The organism is Pseudomonas sp. SORT22, assembly GCF_018417635.1.
Classification (GTDB): domain Bacteria; phylum Pseudomonadota; class Gammaproteobacteria; order Pseudomonadales; family Pseudomonadaceae; genus Aquipseudomonas.
Genome location: NZ_CP071007.1, coordinates 3,581,516 through 3,602,026, shown reverse-complemented (window position 1 = coordinate 3,602,026; position 20,511 = coordinate 3,581,516). Strand labels below are relative to the sequence as shown.

Sequence of the window (20,511 nt, the reverse complement as noted above, 5' to 3'; positions counted from 1 at the left end):
TTGCGATCAGATGCCAACCGGCGTGCACAGCTCCACCAGGGTGCCATCGGGGCAGCGCACATACGACAGGGTTTGCCCCCAGGGCTTGGCTTCGGGGGCCTTCAGCGCCACCGCGCCCGCCGCCACGGCGCGGGCATGGGCGCTGGCAACGTCGTCGGTAACCAGGGCAATCTCCATACCCAATGGCTTTGTCGATTCGCTGGCCGCCAGCACGCCGCCGGCAAAGTGACTATTGCCCAGGGCCAATGACGCAAAGGCGAGGGTGGTGGCGCCGGTGTCCAGTTCGCCATAGTCGCCGGACTCATGGAGAAAGCGCCGGCTCAAGCCGAAGGCCTGCTCGAAGAAAGCCAGCGAGGCGGCGACATCGGGGACGTAGACGATGGTGTATCCGAGTTTCATCAATGCATTCTTGATTGAGGAGGGTGTGGGCGGTTTATACAGCACTTGCCCAGGCCTTGGGTACGCCGCTAAGGTTGCGGCTGCAAAGGAGCGCCAAGATGACCGACCCGATCGAACTCAACCGTCGCAACTGGGATGAGCGTGCGCCGCTGCATGCCGCCTCCGGCGACTACGAAGTGGAAACATTCGTCGCCGACCCCGCGCACCTGTCCGAAGTGGTGCGTTTCGACCTGCCGCGCCTGGGCGATATTCGCGGCCAGCGCGCGGTGCACCTGCAATGCCATATCGGTACCGACACCTTGTCGTTGTCGCGCTTGGGCGCCGAGGTCAGCGGGCTGGACTTTTCTGTACAGTCCTTGGCCCAGGCGCGGGCCCTGGCGCAGCGTTGTGCAGCGCGGATCGACTATGTCGAGGCGGATGTCTATGCCGCCGACCAGGTGCTGCCAGCCGCGGCCTTCGACCTGGTATACACCGGTATCGGCGCGTTGATCTGGCTGCCGAGCATCGAGCGCTGGGCGCGTACCGTGGCGGCTTTGCTCAAGCCTGGTGGCCGACTGTTTCTGCGCGAGGGTCATCCGATGCTGCTGGCGGTGAACGAGGACCATCAGGACAAGCTGGTCATCGAGTACCCGTACTTCGAGCGCGAGGCGCCGACGGTGTGGGACAGTGGCGAGACCTATGTCGAGACCGACGGGGTGCTGGAGCAGACGGTAACCCACGAATGGAACCATGGCCTGGGCGAGATCATCAGCGCCTTGCTCAAGTATGGGCTGCAGATTACCGCACTGGAAGAACATGACAGCATTCCCTGGGAGGCGCTGCCAGGGCAGATGAGCAAGGACGAAGGCGGCGAGTGGTCGCTGGACAAGGATCGCTGGCGCTTGCCGTTGAGTTATACCTTGCAGGCGGTCAAGCAGGGGTAGGGGTGTTGACCGTGAGGGCCTCTTCGCCGGCAAGGCCAGCAATCTCACTGCGCTTTTGCCTTCGGCTTGCGCGTTCGCTTGCCTGCCGCAGCGCTGCTCTTGCGCTTTTTCTTCCACGGCGTGCCACCGCGCCCGGCCGGGGTCGCCGGGCCGCTGATGGTCAGGCGCAGGCCGGCACAACGCTCCACCTGCTTGCTCATCCATGCCGATTGCTTGGCGACGAACTCTTCAAGGCTCATTTCGCCGCTTTGCACCATGTCCAGCGCCTGCTCCCAGATCGCCGTGGTGCCTGGGTCGGCAATTGCCCGCGGCACCGCATCGATCAGGCTGAAGGCTGCCGGGGTAGCGCTCAGGGCCTTGCCGTTCTTGACCAGGTAACCGCGATCGAGCAGGCCCTGGATGATTCCGGCACGGGTGGCCTCGGTGCCGATGCCGGTGGTGTCCTTGAGCTTTTGCTTGAGGCGCGGGTCGTCCACCAGCTTGGCGACGTTCTTCATGGCCTTGATCAGGTCGCCCTCGGTGAACGGCTTGGGCGGCTGGGTCCAGAGGTCCTTGAGGGTGACCGCGGCCACCGTGCAGTCCTGGCCTTCGCGCAGTAGCGGCAGTACCTGGGCCACCGGCGCCTCACGGCCTTTGGCCGGGGTCAGGGCCTCGGGCAGGGCGCGGCGCCAGCCCGGCTCGACAATCTGCTTGCCCACCGCGCGCAACGCCTGGCCTGCGCAATCGAACTCGGCCTGGGTACGGTCGTATTCGTGGTTGGGCAAAAACTGCGCCAGGTAGCGGGCGCGGATCAGGGTATAGACCGCCTTGTGTTTGCCCGGCAGGCGCGACGGGTCGCTGGCGGCGGCGGTGGGGATGATGCCGTGGTGGGCACTGACCTTGGCATCGTTCCAGGCCCGTGAACGGCGCTGGGCCTGCAGGTGCGGCTGCAGCGGCGCAAGGCTCGCGTCGGCGCGCTGCAAGGCGGCGAGAATGGCCGGCGCCTCGCTGTGCTGGCTTAACGGCAGGTAGCCGCAGTCGCTGCGCGGGTAGGTGATCAGCTTGTGGGTCTCGTACAGGGCCTGGGCGATGTCGAGGGTTTCCTGGGCGCCGAGGCCGAACTTCTTCGAGCACAGCTCCTGCAAGGTACCCAGGTCGAAGGGCAGCGGTGCTGCTTCGCGCACGCGCTCGGTGGCCACTTTGACCACCCGCGCACTGCTGGCCGCGCCGATGGCGGCGGCGGCCTGCCGGGCCAGGACCTGGTTCAGGCAGCGGCCCTGGTCGTCACAGGCATCTTCGGCGGCGCGCCACTGCGCGGCGAATTGCTCGCCGGCGCTTTGCAGCTGCACGTCGATGGCCCAGTAGGCCACCGGCACGAAGTCGGCGATGCTGCGGTCGCGGTCGACCACCAGGCGCAAGGTCGGCGTTTGCACCCGACCCACAGGCAGTACGCCCTGATAGCCGGACTGGCGACCGAGCAGGGTGAACAGCCGGCTCATGTTCATGCCGATCAGCCAGTCGGCCCGCGAGCGGCCCAGGGCCGAATGGTAGAGGCTGAAGGTTTCGCTACCGGGCTTGAGCGCCGCCAGGGCCTTGCGGATGGAGGCGTCGTCCAGTGCCGACAGCCACAGGCGGTTGATCGGCCCGCGGTAGCGGCAATGCTCGACCAGCTCGCGGGCGATCATCTCGCCTTCGCGGTCGGCGTCGGTGGCGATCACCAGCTCGCGGGCCTCGCCGAGCAGGCGCTTGACCGCCTTGAACTGGCTGGCGGTCTTGGGCTTGACCAGCATCTTCCACTTTTCGGGCACGATCGGCAGGTCGGCCAGTACCCAGCGCTTGTAACGCGCGTCGTAGCTGTCGGGTGGAGCGGTCTCGAGCAAGTGGCCGATGCACCAGGTGACGGTAACCTCGGTGCCGACCCAGCAGCCGTCGCCACGGCGGTTGGCGCCGAGAACCTTGGCGATGTCTTTGGCCTGGGAAGGCTTTTCGCAGAGAAACAGGCGCATGCCGTTCGATCTATGGTGGGTGAAGGCCATAGGATGCGCAGGATTGAGGGGCGTGGCAAGTTTTATCTGTATGGATATACAGCTTGATGTTGCCGGTGCTGACGAAGAATCCCCCGCGCTTTTGGCCAGCTTGCCATCGATGTTGCCATGGACGGGCCAATTGCCCCTGTGGCAGCGTTTGGGTTTGCCCACGGGTGTGTCAACGGACGATGTCGCCAGGGTTACCTGCCACCTGCACAAGGATGTATAGCCATGCCTGTTTTCGATTACCGCCACCTCGACAGCGCCGCTTCCAAAGCCCTCTACAGCGACGCCATGGCGCTGACTCTGTATGCCTACCACGGCATCGACAACGGCTTTGCCGTTGGCTACCAGCAGCACGGTTTTGGCCTCGGTTTACCGGCCACCTTGATCAAGGCCCTGATCGGCGGCACCGACAGCCAGGGCGCGATCCCTGGCATCCCCTGGAACCCCGACGCCGAAGCCCAGGCCCTGGCTGCGGTCAAGGCCGCCGGCTGGACGCCGATCAGCGCCAGCCAGCTGGGTTACCAGGGCACTACGGATTTTCGTGGCACCTTCCATGGTGAAACCCGCGGCTACACCAGTGCCCAGGTCGAGATACTTGGCAAGTACGACGCCGCCGGCCAGTTAAGCGGCCTGGGCATCGCCTTTCGCGGCACCAGCGGGCCGCGGGAAAACCTGATCGGCGACACCATCAGCGATGCCATCCACGACCTGATGGCGGCCTTTGGCCCGGCTGACTTTGCCAAGAACTACGCCGCCAATGCCTTCGGCCGGCTGTTCGATGATGTCGCCCGGTTCGCCCAGGCCAACGGCCTGAGCGGCAGCGACATCACCGTCAGTGGCCACAGCCTCGGTGGCCTTGGTGTCAACAGCCTGGCCGAGCTTAGCAACGACACCTGGGGCGGCTTCTATCAGGACGCCCGCTACGTTGCCTTTGCCTCACCCACCCAGGCCAGCGACAGCAGCAAGGTGCTGAACATCGGCTACGAGAACGACCCGGTGTTCCGCGCGCTCAATGGCTCGAAAGCCGACTGGGCAACCTTCGGTGTGCATGATGCGGCCAAGCCTTCGAGCACCGACAACATCGTCAACTTCAACGACCACTATGCCTCCGATGCCTGGAACCTGCTGCCGTACTCGATCGGCAACATCGCCACCTGGCTCTCGCACTTGCCGAGCGCCTACGGCGACGGCCTGGGGCGGGTGCTGGACTCGGCATTCTATGAATGGACGGCCAAGGACTCGACCATTGTCGTCAGCAACCTGTCCGACGTTCGCCGTGGCTCGACCTGGGTCGAGGACCTGAACCGCAACGCCGAAGCGCACAAGGGCAGCACCTTTATCATCGGCTCCGACGCCGGCGACCTGATTCATGGCGGGCGCGGCAATGATTACCTGGAAGGGCGCGCCGGCAACGACACTTTCCGTGACGATGGCGGCTACAACCTGATCGACGGCGGCGCCGGCCACGACACCTTGAAGCTCGGCCAGGCGCTGGACAAATTTGATGTCGCCCGTGATGGCAACGGCACCCTGTACCTGCGTGACAGCAGCGGCGGCATCAGCCTGGTCAAACAGGTCGAAACCCTGGTCAGCAAGGAATCGAGCCTGCTGTTCTTCAGCAAGCAAGTCAGCCACCAGATCGACCCGGCGGGGCTGCTGAGCAGCGGCAAGGTTCACGCCTACGCCGCCAGCCAGAACGGTACGCCAGGCAATGACAGCCTCAAGGCGGGCGCGCAAGGCCAATGGCTGTTTGGCCTGGACGGCAACGACCATCTGCAAGGTGGCCGTGGCAACGACGTGTTGGTCGGTGGCGCCGGCAACGACGTGCTGGTATCGGGCGGTGGCAGCGACACCTTCCTGTTCAGCGGCCACTTCGGCCAGGATCAGGTACAGGGCTTCGACGCCGATGACCGACTGGTATTCATCGGCGTCGAGGGTGGCACGGCGCAACCGGACATTCGCCAGCACCTGAGCCAGGTGGGCAGTGATGCGGTGCTGAGCTTCGGTAGCGATAGCGTGACCCTGGTCGGGGTGTCGGCAAATAGCCTGAGTGCGGCGCAGGTGGTGATCGCTTGAGTCACCGCTGCGCCCGCTAGCCTCAAGCGATCCTGCGCAGTCAGGCCGCGCTGATGTGGTCGGACAGCATCAGCCGCGGCTGGCCTCCAGCGCCTGGCTCAGGTCGGCAATGATGTCATCGCTGTGTTCGATGCCGATCGACACGCGCACCATGTCCCGCGGCACGCCGGCGCGTTCGAGTTCTTCATCGTTGAGCTGGCGATGGGTGGTGGAGGCCGGGTGGCAGGCCAGGGATTTGGCATCGCCGATATTGACCAGGCGCACCACCAGCTGCAGCGCATCGATAAAGCGCGCACCGGCCTCCTGGCCGCCCTTGATCCCGAACGACAGGATCGAAGCCGGCTTGCCTTCGGTGTAGCGCCGGGCCAGTTCGTGCTCGGGGTGATCGGGCAGACCGGCGTACTTCACCCAGGCGACCTGCTCATGGCCTTGCAGATAGTGGGCGACCTTGAGCGCGTTCTCGGTGTGCCGCTCCATGCGCAGGGCCAGGGTTTCCAGGCCTTGCAGAATGAGGAAAGCGTTGAATGGCGACAGCGCCGCGCCGGTGTTGCGCAGCGGCACCACCCGGCAGCGGCCGATAAAGGCCGCAGGGCCAAAGGCTTCGGTGTAGGTCACGCCGTGGTAGGACGGGTCGGGGGTGTTGAGCAGGGCGAAGCGCTCTTTGTTGTCAGCCCAGGGGAACTTGCCCGAGTCGATGACGATGCCACCGATGCTGGTGCCGTGGCCGCCGATGTACTTGGTCAGCGAGTGGACGACGATATCGGCGCCGTGCTCGAACGGCCGGCAGAGGATCGGCGTGGCCACGGTGTTGTCGACGATCAGCGGTACGCCATGGCGGTGGGCGGCATCGGCCAGGGCCTGGAGGTCGACGATATTGCCGGCCGGGTTGCCGATCGACTCGCAGAACACTGCCTTGGTGCGGCTGTCGATCAGCGCTTCGAGGGCGGCGATGTCGTCGTGGGCGGCAAAACGGGTCTGGATGCCGAAGCGCGGCAGGGTATGGGCCAGCAGGTTGTAGGTGCCGCCGTAGAGCTTGGCCACCGAGACGATGTTGTCACCGGCTTCGGCCACGGTCTGGATCGCGTAGGTGATCGCGGCCATGCCCGAGGCCACGGCCAGCGCACCGACGCCGCCTTCCAGCGCCGCCATGCGCTGTTCAAGCACGTCGTTGGTGGGGTTCATGATCCGGCTATAGATGTTGCCGGCGACTTTCAGGTCAAACAGGTCGGCACCGTGCTGGGTGTCGTCGAAGGCAAAAGAGGTGGTCTGGTAGATCGGTACCGCCACGGCCTTGGTGCTCGGGTCGGGGCTGAAGCCCGCGTGGATGGCCAGGGTTTCCAGCTTCATGCAATCGTTCCTTGAAAGTCGGGGAAGGGGGCTAGAGCATGGAGCGGCCAGGGAGCGACGGTCAAGGCCTGCAGGCGCGGGCTTGCTACGCAATTTCGAGCTGCCTAGCCTGCCTTGCGCAAGGTCAGGTTGATCCGCCGGCTGCCCAGCACAGGGTGACTGCCCGGTTTGAGCGGCAGCACGCCATGAAAGCGCAGGCGGTCTGCGCCGCCCCAGACCATCACATCGCCATGGCGCAGGCCGATGCGCTGCGTGGCTTCGCTGCGGCTGTGGCCGCCGAACTGGAACACCGCCGGCAAACCCAGCGACACTGAGACAATCGGCTGGCTGTAATCGCGCTCATCGCGGTCCTGGTGCAGGCTCAGGCGGTTGCCCGGCTTGTAGCAGTTGACCAGGCAGGCATCGGGCTGAAAATCGGCAAAGCCTGCGGCTGCAGCGGCCAGCGCTGCCAGCTCGCTCAACGCCGCTGGCAGCGCTGGCCAGGGCTGCTGGCTGAGTGGGTCGACCGGGCTGTAGCGATAACCGCGGCGATCACTGACCCAGCCCAGCGCCCCGCAGTTGGTCAAACCTACCGCCATGTTCAGGCCACCGGGGGTGACCATGTGCCGAAACGGCGCGCAGGTGATGACCTTGCGCAACTCAGGCAGCAGCGCCTCGACCTAGGCCAGGGCAAAGCCGGGCAACACCACGGCCTGCTTGCCGATCCATTGCGGCTCGGCGGGGCTGGCGGGGTTGAACAGGTCCAGTTCGGTTTGCATCATAAGCAGCAATCTGGGCAGCGGATGGTGTGTAGAGCCTGTATAGTAACGCGCTTTGGCGCCTGTGCTGTCACCCTGTTACTTGCGCGCAAAGCCCGCACTGCAGGGCGCCCGAAGCCCCTCGAAGAAAAAAATAAAACTTTTTGAATTCAAGGGGTTGCCAGAGCAGGGGAATGAGTACATAATTGCGTCCATCGAAAACGAGGCACGAAAAAAGCCTAGCGTTTTCAAGGAGATAGCAGTTTTAGCAAGTTGTTTCCTTAAAGAGTTGTACATGTTTGAGATCGCAGTTTCAGGGTCTCGGGCATTTGAGGCCGAGTAGCAAAGTGGTTATGCTCCGGATTGCAAATCCGTCTACGCCGGTTCGATTCCGACCTCGGCCTCCATTATTGAAAGCCCCGCAGATTAACGTCTGCGGGGTTTTTCTTTGCGCCAGAAAAGGAGTCAGGATGAGAGGTCTAGAGAAATTCGTATCGCTTCAATTCTTGCTTACAGTGGCTTTCATCGCGCTGGGTGGCTACCTACATGGCGCCGGCAAGGTCGGGTTTTGGGGCATGTTCACAATCATGATGTTGCCGAACATCGCTTTTGCTGTGCACCGGCGTGTCCAGCGCCGCAAGAGCGCTTGACGGCCCCGGCCTCTGCCAGGAGTGTCATGGCACAAGCGAGCCGATAATGCCGTCTCGCTCCAGCTCTTCTAAAGAGCAATGCAGTGGCTTACGGTGCGTGCCCGAATTTACCCCGCAGTTCATCCTCGATCTTCTGGCAGGCAGCGCTGATTATGCTGCGCCCATTGGCAGGCCCCGTGTAGGACGCTTCGCGTTCGCGGCAGAGGTCAATTGCAGCTTGCGCTTCGGACTGTTCCTTGCTTTCAGGTGAGCTTGCGACAAATGCGCCGAACCCAAGCAAAACAATGCCAAGGACAACAACCGTAATGCCTGTCTTGGCAAAGACGCCTATGGTTTTCTTGCTCAGGTCGGCATGGCAATGCCTGCAGCGTCGCGCTTGCGCCTTGATGGTTTCAGCGCAGAAGGGGCATTGTTTTTCGGATGGCTGCAATCTTGATCTCCTTATCAGGGCGGCCATCCTACCCCCAGGCAGCCCCTGAATCAAAGCGCCGCATAGACCAGCGATGACAGCCGGCTAGGGCGCGGATCGATCATCGTATGACTGCCCGAGGTGGTGGTGACAAAACCAAAGCTCACTTGCCGTTCGGGATCGGCGAAACTTATCGGGCCGCCAAGCCCGATATGGCCAAAAGTCTGCGGGCCCATGGCGTGGGAGGCCGTCGGGTCGCGTTGCTGCTCAAGCATGCAGCCCAGTCCGTAACGCATTGGCCGCATCCAGACCCGATCCATGCCATGACTGTGTTCTCGCCTGAACTCATTGAGCAGTTCGCGCCCGATGAAATTGCCTGCCAATAGTGCGCTGTAGAAACCGGCCAGGCCGTGCGCGGTGCCATGCCCGCACACACCCGGTTGCCGATAGGCCCACCAGCGCGGGTCGCTGGTGCGTTTAGGCACCATGCCGGGGTTGGTGAAGGCGAAGGTCGCGATGTGCGTTGGCTGGTTTTTCAGCACGGCGCGCAAGCCTTGCGAGTAAGGGTCACCGACCCGCCCCCTGGCGCTGTCGAAACGGGCGATACGGTGAAAGTGTTTTTCGTCGACGCCAAGGTGAACGTCCAGGCCATGGGGCTGCAGAATCTCTGCGTGGATAAAGTCGCAGGGGTCTCGTCCGTCCACCCGCCGAATCAACTCGCCGAGAATCCAGCCAAAGGTGGTGGTGCCGTAGCCCAGGTCGGTTCCCGCTTCCCACCAAAGCGGCTCGGCGGCCAGAACCCGGACCATATGCTCCCAGTCATACATCATGGCGTTATGGTCGGGGGCGCGTAGCGCCGGCAGGCCTGCGGTGTGGCTCATCACCTGGCGCAAGGTGACCTTTGCCTTGCCATTCTGGGCGAACTCAGGCCAGTAACGGGCAACCGGCGCATCGAGCTCCAGCTTGCCCTGTTCAACCAGCATCAGTACCGCCACCGCGACATAGGGTTTCACCACGCAGAAGGTGTTGGCCAGCGTGTCGCGGGTCCAGGGCCTGGTGCCTTCCTGGTCCGCCACGCCGGCCCACAGGTCGACAACCATCTCTCCGTCAATCTGCACGCAGAGCCCGGCCCCGCGCTCCTGCGGATCATCAAACATGTCCTCGAAGGCCTGCCGGACCGCGTCGAACTGACTCGCACACATCCCTTGCGCTTTCATATTTCACACTCCTTGTAGCTGAACACCATTACCGAGGGCCAAAACATTGATGGCGCAACGTCGGCCGCCGCCCATCAACCCCGCGAGCGGGTTTGAACGTGGTTCATGGAAAAACGGTTCGCTCGTTTGTAAGTGCCGAAGTCATTGAAGCGCACACCGGCCTCGGCCATGACTTTATGCGCATACGGCGCGGTCATCTGGCGAAGATAAAATGGGTCTCTTACCACGAAATGGTGAATGCTGTGGGTGCTGCCGAAGTTGAAGCAGAACAACTGAAATGGCCACAGCCACCACGGGTTCATTACCTGGGTTTGTTGCAGCGCATTGCGCGGAGCGACATCGCCATAATAGTGCATGTTTGAACTTATAAAGAACAGGCAAAACTGCCGTATCAGGTTCGGCGCGATAAGGATAACCACGACGCTATTAACGACATCCATCAGTGCCAGGGTTGCCGCAGAGCGGTGAACTTCGGCGCCGATGATTGACCCCAGCCACCCATACAGGTGATAGCCGAGAAATACGTACCAGCAGCCCCAGTACAAAAGCCCGAACGGTGTATTGAGGCGAATGATTTTGCCTAACAACCTTACCTTTTGCCGCCATCCCGGCGCGAAGATCGCATTTAAAAATCCAAATATAAATCCATCCATCAGTTTCAACAGCCGCAATACGCCCCACGGGTTGCCACTGGTGGTGATCCATGCTTCGACATCCGAATCCGTGCCGGACTCCTTGTGATGATGAAAATGCAGGCTGCGCCTTAGCCACGGGCTGGGCATTCCTGGCCGGGCCAGCCAGCACATGAACATCATGGCGTTATGGGCCAGCGGCTGCTTTCTGAAATAAAGGCGATGAATCAGATCATGTTCAATTTCGTGTATGAACGACGTCAACAGCGCGTTGATTAAAATACACGTCCATGCCGGGATAAAACCCTTCAGGTAGAGCCCGCCGGTAACCACCATTCCCACCAGGGAAAATACCATGACACCCGCGCCCAAGGCACTTTGATACTGCAAGATCGGATAACGCTTGCGCAGGTAATTACCATGCTCGGTAATGCGCCGGGTTACATTTTCAATTTTTTCCTGGTCGGTAATTGACTGGTCAGTTTCGACGGTGTTTTCCAAGGCATTCATCCCTGTATCCTCTGTTTACGTCGGGGAATTGCGTGTGCACGGTAAAACAGGCGCATTCGCACTCGCCGCGTGAATGTACGCGGCTCATTCAAGAGCTGCGAAATCGACGGTGTGGCAAAAACTTGTTAGGATCATTTCAACTTTCAAAATGATAAGGTAAGTTTAAGTCTTTGCAACTGTGTATTTTGGGTGGGCTAAGTGTGACAGGCGTTTGTGTAAGGATTTGATGATTTAGTTACAGTTTGTATAAGTTTTGAGTACGGCGTACAGCTAATGCCAAGGAGGCACCATGAGATTGCACCGCATCAAATATCTCCGGCTCTCTCTACAAGAAGCCGAGGGCCGCGTAGAGAAAAGAACCAGCCATGATGTATTTGACGCCGTGTTTTGCGATGAACCTACAGACAATGCCGCCAATCGTGCAGGCCTTGAAAAGCTGTTTCGCTACATACAGGGCGGGGATACTGTGGTAGTGGACAGCATGGCATCGCTCAGCTCCAGTACCGAGCAGCTGTGCACGCTGATTCGACAGTTGGTTGAAAAGCAGGTAACGCTGGAGTTTTTGAGCGAGAGCCTGGTGTTCCGGCATGACAATCTGGAGGTTGTACGGCCTATTATTTCGGTAATGGAGGCACTTGCAGAGTTTGAACGCGTTGTGGCCAGGGAAAAACAGGCAGCCGGTATTGCCGCTGCCAAAAATCGTGGATCTTACAGTGGGCGCAAGAAGAAACTGTCTGACAATCAGGTTGTAAGTTTAATTGACCGCGCCGGTGCAGGAGAAAGTAAATCCAAATTGGCGCGTGATTTTGATATCAGCCGTCAGACACTTTATCGGTACTTGAAATCGACATAGCGACTGTCCAGCGCATGGCGGCCTGCGCTGGCGTGCAGCGTTGTTCGCCGCTATATCTGCCGCAGCCAGTGCTCGACATCCACCTTGTCGATCTGCTCGGGCTGCAAGAACCGCTCGGCATACTGGCGATAGACCCCGCTGCTGAGGAACAGCCGCAACAGGTCTCCATCGATGTGCTTGTCGCGGGCCATGAACACCAGGATCTTCACCGACTCGGACAGGGTCTTGGGCGTCTTGTACGGCCGGTCTGCGGCGGTGAGCGCTTCGAAGATGTCGGCGATCGCCATCACCCGCTCGGCAATGCCCAACTGATCCTTGCCCAGCCGACGCGGATAACCACTGCCGTCCATTTTCTCGTGGTGGTTGCCGGCGATGACCGGCACGCGCTTGAGGTGGCGCGGGAACGGCAGGGCGTTGAGCATGACGATGGTCTGCACGATGTGCTCGTTGATCTTGAAGCGCTCCTCTTCGTTCAGCGTGCCACGCCGGATCGACAGGTTGTACAGCTCGCCCAGGTTGCTGGCGTTGGCCGGCAGGCGCATGTCGAAGCCCCAGTGGTTGCGCGGGTCGTCCTTGAGCACCGGCGGCTTGCGCGCGCCCCAGGGCACCCGGTGCTCGGGACGGTCGGCCAGTAGCGGCTCGTCCACCGGCAGTTGCGCCGGCGGCACATCCTTGAAGCGTTCATCTTCCTCCCGGGAAATGCCCAGGCGGTTGTCGAAATGCCGACGCCAGCGGCGCTGGCCAATTTGTTGCAGTCGCTGGATGTCGGCTTCTTCCATGAACTCGCCACCGGCATTGGCCCTGGCGACGAAGGCGAAGTCTTCCTGTAATTGCGCCTGGCAGTGCGCCAGGGTTGCTTGCAGCCGCTGCTGCGGCTCGCCGTTGGCCAGCCCTTGCCAGTAGGCAAGCTCGGCATCGCGCCAGAGCACCTCGAAGCGCATGCGTACCTCGTGGATTCGGTTGTACAGGGCCTCCAGCTTGGTCGCCTTGTCGACCACATGCTCGGGGCTGGTGATCTTGCCGCAGTCATGAAGCCAGGCGGCGACGCGAAACTCATAGCGCTCGGCCTCGGTCATGCTGAACTCGGCGTAGGGGCCGCTGTCAGCCAGCGCAACCTGGTCGAGCAGCATTTGCGCCAGTTGCGGTACCCGTTCGCAATGACCACCGGTGTAAGGGCTCTTGGCGTCGATGGCATCGGCCAGCAGCTTGATCATGGCATCCAGCAACTGTTGCTGGGCCTCGACCAACTGGCGGGTTTCGATGGCCACGGCGGCCGCGCCGGACAATTCTTCGACAAAACGCCGGAACGGTTGGCCGACCTCATTGCCTGCCTGCTCATCTTGCAGTTGCAACAGCAAAATGCCGAGTAGCGCCTGGCTACGGTCCCTGAGCACCACCGCATGGCTGCGTCGGCCCAGCTTGAGGGCGCGTGTCACGGTGTTTGGCAGATCCTCATGCTGGTTTTCGTCGACCGCAAGTTGCGCAGGGTAGCCGCTGCCTCGGCAAGCGGCAGCCAGGCGCAGCAAGCCACGCTCGGCGTCGAACAGGTACACTGCGCCAGCGCTTGCTCTGGCGGCGTCCACCAGATGGCTGAGCACGCCGTCGAGCATGCGCTCCAGCTGGGTTTCGCGGCTGAGGGTGAGGGTGATGGCCTGGAAGTTGAGGATGGTTGCGGACATCTGGCTCAGCACCTGACTCAATTCCCGCACCTCGGACACCCGCGATTGCACCCCCACCTCGCGGCTGAAATCAAAACCGGCCAGGCCCCGTACTTGCTCGGCCAGCAGCCGCAGCGAGTGGCCAATGCGCTGGCCAAGCACGCCCCCCAGGAACAGCAGCACGACCATCAGCACCGCCGTCCACAGCACCTGTTCCCAGAGCACCTTGCGCGCGTCGGCAAGCAGTTCGTTGCCAGGTACCGCGATCAGCACCTGCAGGTCTTGCCCGGCCAGGGTCGTCAGCGGTATGCGCATGCCGTACCAGGTCTTGCCTTGTACCTGGAACGGTTGCGGCGCAGGGCCCAGGCTCGGGCTGGCATAAAGGTGCTCGAGGCTGGGCACCCCCAGCTCGGCTACGTGTGACAGGCGCACCGCGTCACCTTCTTGCACAATCACCCGCTGCAGGTCCGGGTACGCCACCACGTTGCCCTGCTGGTCGATAACCACCGTCTCGGTGCCGGCGGTCATGCGCAGGTCGCGGCTCTCGCTGGCCAGGTCATCGACCGAGACATCCATGCCGATCACTGCGGCGCCATCGACGCTGCGCTGGGCCAGGGTGATGCCGACCTCGCGGGTGGTGAAGAACACGTAGGGGCGGGTCAGCACGGTGCTGGATTGCCTGAAGGCCTCGACGAACCAGGGGCGCGGGCGGGGGTCGTAGTGATAGTCCGGCTGGGCTTGTGTTTGCAGCAGGGTCAGTTGCCGGTCGTAGAAGCGCCATTCGCCTTGCAGCGCGCCGTCGTCGCCCTTGCTGATGCTCTGCACCAGGAAGCGGCTGCCGGCCGGTGCGCCGAAGTGCTGCATGAGCTGCGGGTCGCGTAGCCGGCGAACGAGGAGAAATTCGCCGCTGGAATAGCCGATGTAGGCGGCGCTGAGCATTTTGTTGGCGTTCAGGCTCTCGATCAGTTGCGGGACCTGCTCCAGGCGCTCGGCCAGAGTGCCTGCGCCAGGGTTGAACGCCAGCAGCCGGATGCTGCTTTGCGCCGGATCGAGCAGGCGCCGCGCCCGTTCGTCGATGGTCTTGCCAAGCTGCAGGGCGGAATCGCCTGCGGCTGCCACCAGCGCCTTTTGAATTGCCCGATTACCCTGCCAGGCGAGCCCCGTGCCCAGCAGCAGCAGGCCCAGCATGATGGCCAGCGCCACCATCCATTGCAGGGAGAAGCTGTGCCTCTGTTCATTCATGGCGGGTGACCTTGCGCTCTTGGCACTTAACGACGGGTAGTCAGGAACTCGAAGCTCAATCGCGAAAAGCTTAGCTGCTAATCCGCACAGGCTGGGATGGGCGCCTGACAATCCCCGTCAGCGGCCTGTTAGCTTACTTATAGAACAGGTCGACGATCACAGAGGCTTCGAACACCCCGGGTTTAGCAGGCTCGCGCCAGATCAGGTCTGCTTTGAAGTCATTTTTGCTCAGCTCACGACCGGTCAGGTCTGCCAATTTGAACCAGGTGTCGAACGGGATTTTCTCGTTGTTATCAACGCGAGCGAGGGAGATACCTACGGAGCTGTTGTTCGCCGGCACCAACAGATTGTTGATGACGGACCCTCCGCCTGGAGTGGAAGCGAATCGGGCGTTTACTGTGTAGGGTGTGTCGCAGGCGCGTGATAGTCCCAGGCTGAAGTTAGCGCTACTAGCGACGTTTCCGACAGTTGCGGTGCCAGAGAGCGCTCTGCGGAAATTGACGGTGCTTGGCGTTATTGTCAGCTCCGGTGAGCAGGGAATAAAGCGAATGTTGTTGATGCCGGTGACGACATAATTGAGGTTGCTGTTGGGTTTGATGTTTTGGCCGCCGGTGCCATCCAGTTGAAACACTCTATAGTCCGGCCGTGAACCCGCTTGCCCGGAAGAGGGGGTGGCGCCGTATTTTTCAATAAAAATGCTGAAGGTAAGGGTGAACTTGGCATTGTCCCATCCTGTGCAATTGACCCAATTGCAGCCCGTATGAGAAGAGAAGCCTGTGCTGACCTTTCCGCTGCTTGAGGTTATGGCAGTTTTATTGTATCTGATGCCGGCCCGTATACCGTCGCCGATACTGACGCTGGCGGGATTCATATGAAAGTAGATAGTCTCTGCACCGTAATTGTAGTCATCTGCACATTTAACGTTTATTGAGTATAACGACGATTCCCAAATTATCGTGCCGTCCGGAGCGTCTGCGGGAACAGCCAGTGCAGTGCCCAGCGACTCGCTGATGACAGCAGAGTGTGTACCCTCTTCTACACAGGTGAGGGCAAAACTGGTAGCCGGGCTGGCGGATGCGGCCAGCAGCATTATCAAAGCAAACGTTTTCAAGGGCATCATTTTGAGGGTTCGCAAGTAACTGAAGGACGTACTCATTGGATGTTTGCCTCATGCACGTGGCGCAGCCCAATATCATTGATTTCAGTGAAAATTATTTTTGCATCGGCAGGGATGGCGGCGACAGTGCTGCGCAGGAGATGTGTTTCGCCTGGCTTTAATAAGGTGTATTCGTCGAGCGCGGTGCTGCGGTCGCTGCTTTCTATCCGCAAATCCACCAGCGACAGGTGAAAGGCGCAGGTGTTGGTGACTTCGATAGAGTCAACATTCTTTACTTTCCAGCTCAATCCGGCGATACATGAGGAGGATGTGCCTTGCAACCCTGGCGGTCGAAAAAACAGCTTCAACTGTTGGCGGACTGCCATTTGAACGCTGTTTTGCCTGTCGGGCTTAAGGGGGATTTCCATGACGTTTAGCCAGAACAGTGATTCTCTATCTTCCGGTAAGCCTTCGCCCCTGTAGAGTATTCGCAGTACGTCTACTTGCTGCGGATTCAGTTTAATTAGAGGCTGGGCCAAGGCAAAGGGGACATCGCTGCTGTTTTCTTCGGATGAACTGACCCAGGCTTGAAGTGCGACGGTTTGCGACGATACGTTAGTGACGCGGAGGGTGGCTTCGCGGTGTTGGCCTGTATAAATAAGTCGTGTGCCATCGATTTTTATTATGGCCTCAGCGCTGCTACCGACGGCGAGCCACAGCAGGATGACTTTAATGAAAGATAAGGGTGTCGAGGAAGTGAAGGCCATTACTGATCTGGCCTCTCGATGAACGCCCAATGGTAATTGGGGTTTTCGGACTTTAGTGTGGTGAGGTATTGAGCAACTAGCGAGTAGTCGCTAGTTGCAGGTTGCGAAGTAAGCGCGCACCCAGAAAGAACGGATATAATACTTGCAAAGCAGGCGGCACCTAACTTATAATTGCTTGCTTGCTTGCTTGCTTGCTTGCTTGCTTGCTTGCTTGCTTGCTTGCTTGCTTGCTTGCTTGCTTGCTTGCTTGCTTGCTTGCTTGCTTGCTTGCTTGCTTGCTTGCTTGCTTGCTTGCTTGCTTGCTTGCTTGCTTGCTTGCTTGCTTGCTTGCTTGCTTGCTTGCTTGCTTGCTTGCTTGCTTGCTTGCTTGCTTGCTTGCTTGCTTGCTTGCTTGCTTGCTTGCTTGCTTGCTTGCTTGCTTGCTTGCTTGCTTGCTTGCTTGCTTGCTTGCTTCGCGTTAATTCCGAATTATGTAAGTTCATTGCTAATTCGTACTGACCAGAATGGAAAGTTCAAATTACCTACGCCACCTGCGAATCGAAATCAGACGATTCTCATTTTGGCCCTATTGGCCAGCGCCATCAGCATTCGCATAAACTACGGGGTCTTTCTTGTCTGCCGGAACCTCTGATGAATCAGCGACGCCTACGCACAGCGCCCCCTAGCAAAGCGGTCAATGAGCCGAGAACCAAGCCGGCCGAGGTACGTCTGGAGGAATTGATGGCGGCGGCGCAACGTTTGTTTCTGGCCAAAGGCGTGGAAGCTACGACCATCAGTGACATCGTCGAGCAGGCACAGGTGGCCAAGGGCACCTTCTATCATTATTTCCCATCCAAGCAGGACATGCTGGTAGCCCTCGGCGAGCGTTACACCCAGGCCTTTCTCGAGCAACTCGAACAGGCGGTGGAGCAGTGCGCCGCTGATGACTGGACCGGCCGCCTGCGCGCCTGGGTGCATGCCAATATCGCCACTTACCTGAAAACCTTCGCGATACACGACATCGTCTACACCAACCATCACCACCATGACCGCAGTAACAAGGCCAGGAACGACATTCTCGACCAGTTGCAGGGCATTCTCGAAGGCGGGCGCGCCGCCGGTGCCTGGGCCTTGCCGCAGCCGCGCATCAGCGCCTTGATGATCTACGCCGCGGTGCATGGGGTCAGCGACGACGCCATCGTCGAGCGTCTCGACGACTGCACGGCGTTCGCCAAATCGGTTGCCGATGCCTGCCTGGCCATGCTCGGCGCTGCCGGCAACGCCTAACCCTGTGCACTTTCGTTGGTCGCCGACGCGCTGGGCACCGGCAATTGCCGCTGCAGCAACACGGCGCATCCCAGGCTGCACAGTCCGGCAGCCAGCATTGCCAGGTTGAAGCCTGCGGCCATCGCCGTGGCGTAGGCCTGGGCGAACAACGGCGTGGCGCTGCTCAATGGGTGCTCGGCAACCGCTTGTTGCGCCAGGGTCGCCGCATCGTCGACGCCTGCAACCGTCAGCAAACGCGTCAGTTCGGCACTGGCGCGCAAGCTCATCAGGCTGCCAAGCAGGGCGATGCCCAGGCTCATGCCCGTCTGGCGCAGGGCGTTCATGGTTGCCGAAGCAATACCGGCGCGGCTGGCGGGAACCGCGTTCATCACTACCAGGCCGGTGGCGGGTACGGCCAGGCCCATGCCCAGGCCGAGGGTCACAAAGCACAGTAACAATGGCCAATAGGGCGTGTTGGCGCTGAGTAGCGCCATGGCGGTCATCGCCATGCCGATCAGCCCGTAACCCCAGGCCAGCAAGTGTTCCAGGGCGAAATGCCGTTGCAACCGACCGAACATCAACGATAACGCACCGCTGGCGATGAACGTCGGCATCATCCGCAAACCGCTTTCGGTGGCGCTCAGGGCTTGCGCCTGTTGCAGGAACAGTGAAAAGAAAAACAGGCTGCTGTAGCTGGAAAAGCCCAGCACCCATGACGCCAGGTTGCTGACGGCAAAGCGTCGGTCACGAAACAGGTCCAGGGGAACCAACGGCCGCGCTACGCGCTTTTCCACGGCGATCAAGGCCAGCAGCGCGATCAGCGCCAGGCCTATGGCAAGGCTGGGTGCCGGTGCGGCAAAACCCGATTCGCCGGCGCGGATCAGGCCGTAGCTCAACGCGCCCAGGCAGCACACGCTGAGCAACTGGCCCCAGGGGTCGAGTGCGGCCTGTTGCGGGTGGGCTCGCTCGCTGATGCCCCAGGCGCCGAGTAACAGGGCCAGGACACCCAGCGGCAGGTTGATCAGGAAGATGCTTTGCCAGCCGAAGTGCTGCAGCAGTACACCGCCAAGCAAAGGGCCGAGCACCAGGGCCAGGGCACTGAAGGCTGACCAGCCACCGATGGCGTGGGCGCGGGCCCTGGGCTCGGGGAAGGCCTGGGTGATCAGCGGCATGGCTCCGGGAATCAGCAAGGCGCCAGCGATACCTTGGACCGCCCGCCCGAACAGCAACATCGGCAGCGCCTCGGCCAGGGCACACAGCGCGGAGCCTGCAGTAAACAGTGCAACACCTGTCAGCCAGGCGCGTTTGTGGCCGTAACGGTCTGCCACTGGGCCTGCCGACAGCATGAACGCAGAGAGCGCGACGGCGTAGATGCTGACCACCCATTGCAAGCCGCCAAGATCGGTGGCCAGGGCGTTTTGCAGCGAGGGCAGGGCGAGGTTGACGATGCTGATGTCCAGCGACGCAAGAAAAGTGCCCAGGTAAGCGGCGGCGAGCACGGCGGGGCGCTTGTAGCGATGCATGCTTGAGGTCTCCAGAACCGTCGGGAAATAAACGGGGAAAGCAGACCATAGTTAATCGACTGACCGTCGGTCAATGGGCTGTTGGAAATATTCCGCCAGCGTAGAGGCGCCAGCCAGGCGTAACGCGAGTGTCATTTTCTCCCTGGGACAACAGTGAGAACCGCGTAAGCGTGCCCAGGCTCGGCACGTGTGATGAAAAATTTTCTTGTCAATAACGCTGTATGGATATACAGTATTTTCACGCGGCCGAACGTGCCCCGGGTGGGGCGAACCACGGCCGATGCGTATTCATTTTCCATGTCAGCTAACAAGGAATGTCAGATGACAATTATCTACACCGCTGCAAATTCTCTTCCTTTTGCCGCGTTGCCCACCACCAACGGTGTGGTCCAGTATTTTCGCGCCAGCATGACCAACCCTGCCGATGCCACCTATGCCCCTGACGGGCTGGCGGCAGCACCGATCTACGGCCTGGGCGGGCACCTGTTGCAGGGTGACGAGATCGTTGCTGGCGGCAACGTCACGCTGGTTTCGCACATTGGTCCTTTGCTCAACGGCGGCGCGTTGTGCTGGGTATTGCTCAGCTGTGACGGCGGCGCGCAACAGGTCGCCAACGCAACCCGTAGCCATCACGCGGTAACCCTGGGGCAGATCTCCATCGCTTCGGGGGCTGCGCCGGGTGATGTGAAATATTCTGCGGCCAATGCCGTTCCTGCCGGTTGGCTCAAGGCCGATGGCGCAGCGGTATCGCGTTGCACCTATGCGGCGCTCTTTGCCGCAATCGGCACGACCTACGGGGAGGGCGATGGCACCTCTACCTTCACGCTGCCTGACCTGCGCGGCGAGTTCATCCGCGGCTTTGACGGCGGCAGGGGGGTGGACACCGGTCGCGTGTTCGGCTCGCGCCAGAAGGGCACCCTGCAGACCTACGACACCACCGAGTACAACAAGGCCAATGGCGTCTGGAGTGCCTGCACTTCACTGAAAACCGGTGCGGCTTCGCAAGTGGCAATGGGTGTCGACCCCTACGAGGTCAACGACTACGCAACCGTCACCATCGGCGGCGCCGATGCGATCAACAACTTCCCGTTGCCTGGGGTGGGGCTGGACCGAGGCTATTCGGGTGTGACGCGCCCACGCAACATCGCAATGCTCGCACTTATCAAATACTGAATAGATTGCTCGGGTTGAGGCCTTGGCGCTGTTTCACGACGA

The 20,511-nt window shown here is 60.9% G+C and carries 16 protein-coding genes, 1 tRNA gene and 1 pseudogene; 6 read left to right on the top strand and 12 right to left on the bottom strand.

The genetic code is table 11. The features are described from left to right. Nucleotides 1-6 precede the first annotated feature (6 nt). Entirely contained in the window at nucleotides 7-399 is a 393-nt protein-coding gene (locus tag JYG36_RS16355) for a VOC family protein (protein WP_045196649.1), read from the bottom strand. A gap of 98 nt (nucleotides 400-497) precedes the next feature. On the opposite strand from JYG36_RS16355, the gene JYG36_RS16350 reads away from it, so the two are divergent. Continuing rightward, nucleotides 498-1,322, top strand: a complete 825-nt coding sequence (locus JYG36_RS16350) for a class I SAM-dependent methyltransferase (protein WP_213601620.1) — start codon at nucleotides 498-500, stop codon at nucleotides 1,320-1,322. A gap of 44 nt (nucleotides 1,323-1,366) precedes the next feature. On the opposite strand, the gene JYG36_RS16345 is transcribed toward JYG36_RS16350, so the two are convergent. Further along, on the bottom strand, nucleotides 1,367-3,307 hold the full coding sequence (locus tag JYG36_RS16345) for a DNA topoisomerase III (RefSeq protein ID WP_213601619.1): 1,941 nt from the start codon (nucleotides 3,305-3,307) through the stop codon (nucleotides 1,367-1,369). Between the two features lie 252 nt (nucleotides 3,308-3,559). Here JYG36_RS16345 and JYG36_RS16340 point away from each other — a divergent pair, with 252 nt between their 5' ends. Next, nucleotides 3,560-5,410, top strand: a complete 1,851-nt coding sequence (locus JYG36_RS16340; RefSeq protein ID WP_213601618.1) for a polyurethane esterase — start codon at nucleotides 3,560-3,562, stop codon at nucleotides 5,408-5,410. Between the two features lie 69 nt (nucleotides 5,411-5,479). On the opposite strand, the gene JYG36_RS16335 is transcribed toward JYG36_RS16340, so the two are convergent. After that, nucleotides 5,480-6,757, bottom strand: a complete 1,278-nt coding sequence (locus JYG36_RS16335; RefSeq protein WP_213601617.1) for a bifunctional O-acetylhomoserine aminocarboxypropyltransferase/cysteine synthase — start codon at nucleotides 6,755-6,757, stop codon at nucleotides 5,480-5,482. A 104-nt stretch (nucleotides 6,758-6,861) separates the two neighbouring features. Beyond that, a pseudogene (gene alkB / locus JYG36_RS16330) lies at nucleotides 6,862-7,518 on the bottom strand (DNA oxidative demethylase AlkB). A gap of 309 nt (nucleotides 7,519-7,827) precedes the next feature. Between alkB and JYG36_RS16325 the strand changes: the two are divergent. Beyond that, a tRNA-Cys gene (locus JYG36_RS16325) sits at nucleotides 7,828-7,901 on the top strand. A gap of 331 nt (nucleotides 7,902-8,232) precedes the next feature. On the opposite strand, the gene JYG36_RS16320 is transcribed toward JYG36_RS16325, so the two are convergent. The 3 genes from JYG36_RS16320 to JYG36_RS16310 all read right to left on the bottom strand — a co-directional run bounded on the left by JYG36_RS16320 (nucleotide 8,233) and on the right by JYG36_RS16310 (nucleotide 10,912). Beyond that, on the bottom strand, nucleotides 8,233-8,574 hold the full coding sequence (locus tag JYG36_RS16320) for a hypothetical protein (protein WP_213601616.1): 342 nt from the start codon (nucleotides 8,572-8,574) through the stop codon (nucleotides 8,233-8,235). A gap of 50 nt (nucleotides 8,575-8,624) precedes the next feature. Continuing rightward, nucleotides 8,625-9,770: a serine hydrolase domain-containing protein gene (locus JYG36_RS16315; protein WP_213601615.1), complete on the bottom strand. Its 1,146-nt coding sequence runs from the start codon at nucleotides 9,768-9,770 to the stop codon at nucleotides 8,625-8,627. A 74-nt stretch (nucleotides 9,771-9,844) separates the two neighbouring features. Further along, complete coding sequence (locus JYG36_RS16310; protein WP_213601613.1) at nucleotides 9,845-10,912, bottom strand: fatty acid desaturase; 1,068 nt, start codon at nucleotides 10,910-10,912, stop codon at nucleotides 9,845-9,847. A gap of 289 nt (nucleotides 10,913-11,201) precedes the next feature. On the opposite strand from JYG36_RS16310, the gene JYG36_RS16305 reads away from it, so the two are divergent. Beyond that, on the top strand, nucleotides 11,202-11,765 hold the full coding sequence (locus tag JYG36_RS16305; RefSeq protein WP_213601611.1) for a recombinase family protein: 564 nt from the start codon (nucleotides 11,202-11,204) through the stop codon (nucleotides 11,763-11,765). 50 nt (nucleotides 11,766-11,815) lie between these two features. Here the strand turns inward: JYG36_RS16305 and JYG36_RS16300 are convergent, their stop codons facing one another. The 4 genes from JYG36_RS16300 to JYG36_RS16285 form a co-directional block, all read right to left on the bottom strand. Further along, nucleotides 11,816-14,665, bottom strand: a complete 2,850-nt coding sequence (locus JYG36_RS16300) for an HD domain-containing phosphohydrolase (protein ID WP_213601609.1) — start codon at nucleotides 14,663-14,665, stop codon at nucleotides 11,816-11,818. Between the two features lie 133 nt (nucleotides 14,666-14,798). Further along, nucleotides 14,799-15,821, bottom strand: coding sequence for a fimbrial protein (locus JYG36_RS16295; protein ID WP_249744359.1), 1,023 nt, complete (start codon nucleotides 15,819-15,821; stop codon nucleotides 14,799-14,801). Then, the gene (locus JYG36_RS16290) at nucleotides 15,818-16,528 is read right to left on the bottom strand and encodes a fimbrial biogenesis chaperone (protein WP_093384017.1); all 711 of its coding nucleotides are present in this window, start codon (nucleotides 16,526-16,528) and stop codon (nucleotides 15,818-15,820) included. The genes JYG36_RS16295 and JYG36_RS16290 overlap by 4 nt, the downstream gene beginning before the upstream one ends. After that, nucleotides 16,528-17,010, bottom strand: coding sequence for a hypothetical protein (locus JYG36_RS16285; protein WP_213601607.1), 483 nt, complete (start codon nucleotides 17,008-17,010; stop codon nucleotides 16,528-16,530). Before JYG36_RS16285 ends, JYG36_RS16290 begins: the two co-directional genes overlap by 1 nt. 148 nt (nucleotides 17,011-17,158) lie before the next feature. Between JYG36_RS16285 and JYG36_RS16280 the strand changes: the two genes are divergently transcribed. Next, nucleotides 17,159-17,794, top strand: coding sequence for a TetR/AcrR family transcriptional regulator (locus JYG36_RS16280; protein ID WP_213601605.1), 636 nt, complete (start codon nucleotides 17,159-17,161; stop codon nucleotides 17,792-17,794). Here JYG36_RS16280 and JYG36_RS16275 read toward each other — a convergent pair. Beyond that, a complete protein-coding gene (locus JYG36_RS16275; RefSeq protein ID WP_213601603.1) occupies nucleotides 17,791-19,296 on the bottom strand; it encodes an MFS transporter in 1,506 nt (501 codons plus the stop codon). The genes JYG36_RS16280 and JYG36_RS16275 overlap by 4 nt on opposite strands. Nucleotides 19,297-19,617: 321 nt before the next feature. Here JYG36_RS16275 and JYG36_RS16270 point away from each other — a divergent pair, with 321 nt between their 5' ends. Further along, complete coding sequence (locus JYG36_RS16270) at nucleotides 19,618-20,469, top strand: phage tail protein (protein WP_249744358.1); 852 nt, start codon at nucleotides 19,618-19,620, stop codon at nucleotides 20,467-20,469. The last annotated feature ends 42 nt before the right edge of the window (nucleotides 20,470-20,511 follow it).

Coding starts and splice junctions, on each gene's coding strand:
- JYG36_RS16355 (WP_045196649.1), bottom strand. CDS start 399: ATGAAACTCGGATACACCATCGTCTACGTCCCCGATGTCGCCGCCTCG.
- JYG36_RS16350 (WP_213601620.1), top strand. CDS start 498: ATGACCGACCCGATCGAACTCAACCGTCGCAACTGGGATGAGCGTGCG.
- JYG36_RS16345 (WP_213601619.1), bottom strand. CDS start 3,307: ATGCGCCTGTTTCTCTGCGAAAAGCCTTCCCAGGCCAAAGACATCGCC.
- JYG36_RS16340 (WP_213601618.1), top strand. CDS start 3,560: ATGCCTGTTTTCGATTACCGCCACCTCGACAGCGCCGCTTCCAAAGCC.
- JYG36_RS16335 (WP_213601617.1), bottom strand. CDS start 6,757: ATGAAGCTGGAAACCCTGGCCATCCACGCGGGCTTCAGCCCCGACCCG.
- JYG36_RS16315 (WP_213601615.1), bottom strand. CDS start 9,770: ATGAAAGCGCAAGGGATGTGTGCGAGTCAGTTCGACGCGGTCCGGCAG.
- JYG36_RS16310 (WP_213601613.1), bottom strand. CDS start 10,912: ATGAATGCCTTGGAAAACACCGTCGAAACTGACCAGTCAATTACCGAC.
- JYG36_RS16305 (WP_213601611.1), top strand. CDS start 11,202: ATGAGATTGCACCGCATCAAATATCTCCGGCTCTCTCTACAAGAAGCC.
- JYG36_RS16300 (WP_213601609.1), bottom strand. CDS start 14,665: ATGAATGAACAGAGGCACAGCTTCTCCCTGCAATGGATGGTGGCGCTG.
- JYG36_RS16295 (WP_249744359.1), bottom strand. CDS start 15,821: ATGAGTACGTCCTTCAGTTACTTGCGAACCCTCAAAATGATGCCCTTG.
- JYG36_RS16290 (WP_093384017.1), bottom strand. CDS start 16,528: ATGGCCTTCACTTCCTCGACACCCTTATCTTTCATTAAAGTCATCCTG.
- JYG36_RS16285 (WP_213601607.1), bottom strand. CDS start 17,010: ATGAACTTACATAATTCGGAATTAACGCGAAGCAAGCAAGCAAGCAAG.
- JYG36_RS16280 (WP_213601605.1), top strand. CDS start 17,159: ATGAATCAGCGACGCCTACGCACAGCGCCCCCTAGCAAAGCGGTCAAT.
- JYG36_RS16275 (WP_213601603.1), bottom strand. CDS start 19,296: ATGCATCGCTACAAGCGCCCCGCCGTGCTCGCCGCCGCTTACCTGGGC.
- JYG36_RS16270 (WP_249744358.1), top strand. CDS start 19,618: ATGACAATTATCTACACCGCTGCAAATTCTCTTCCTTTTGCCGCGTTG.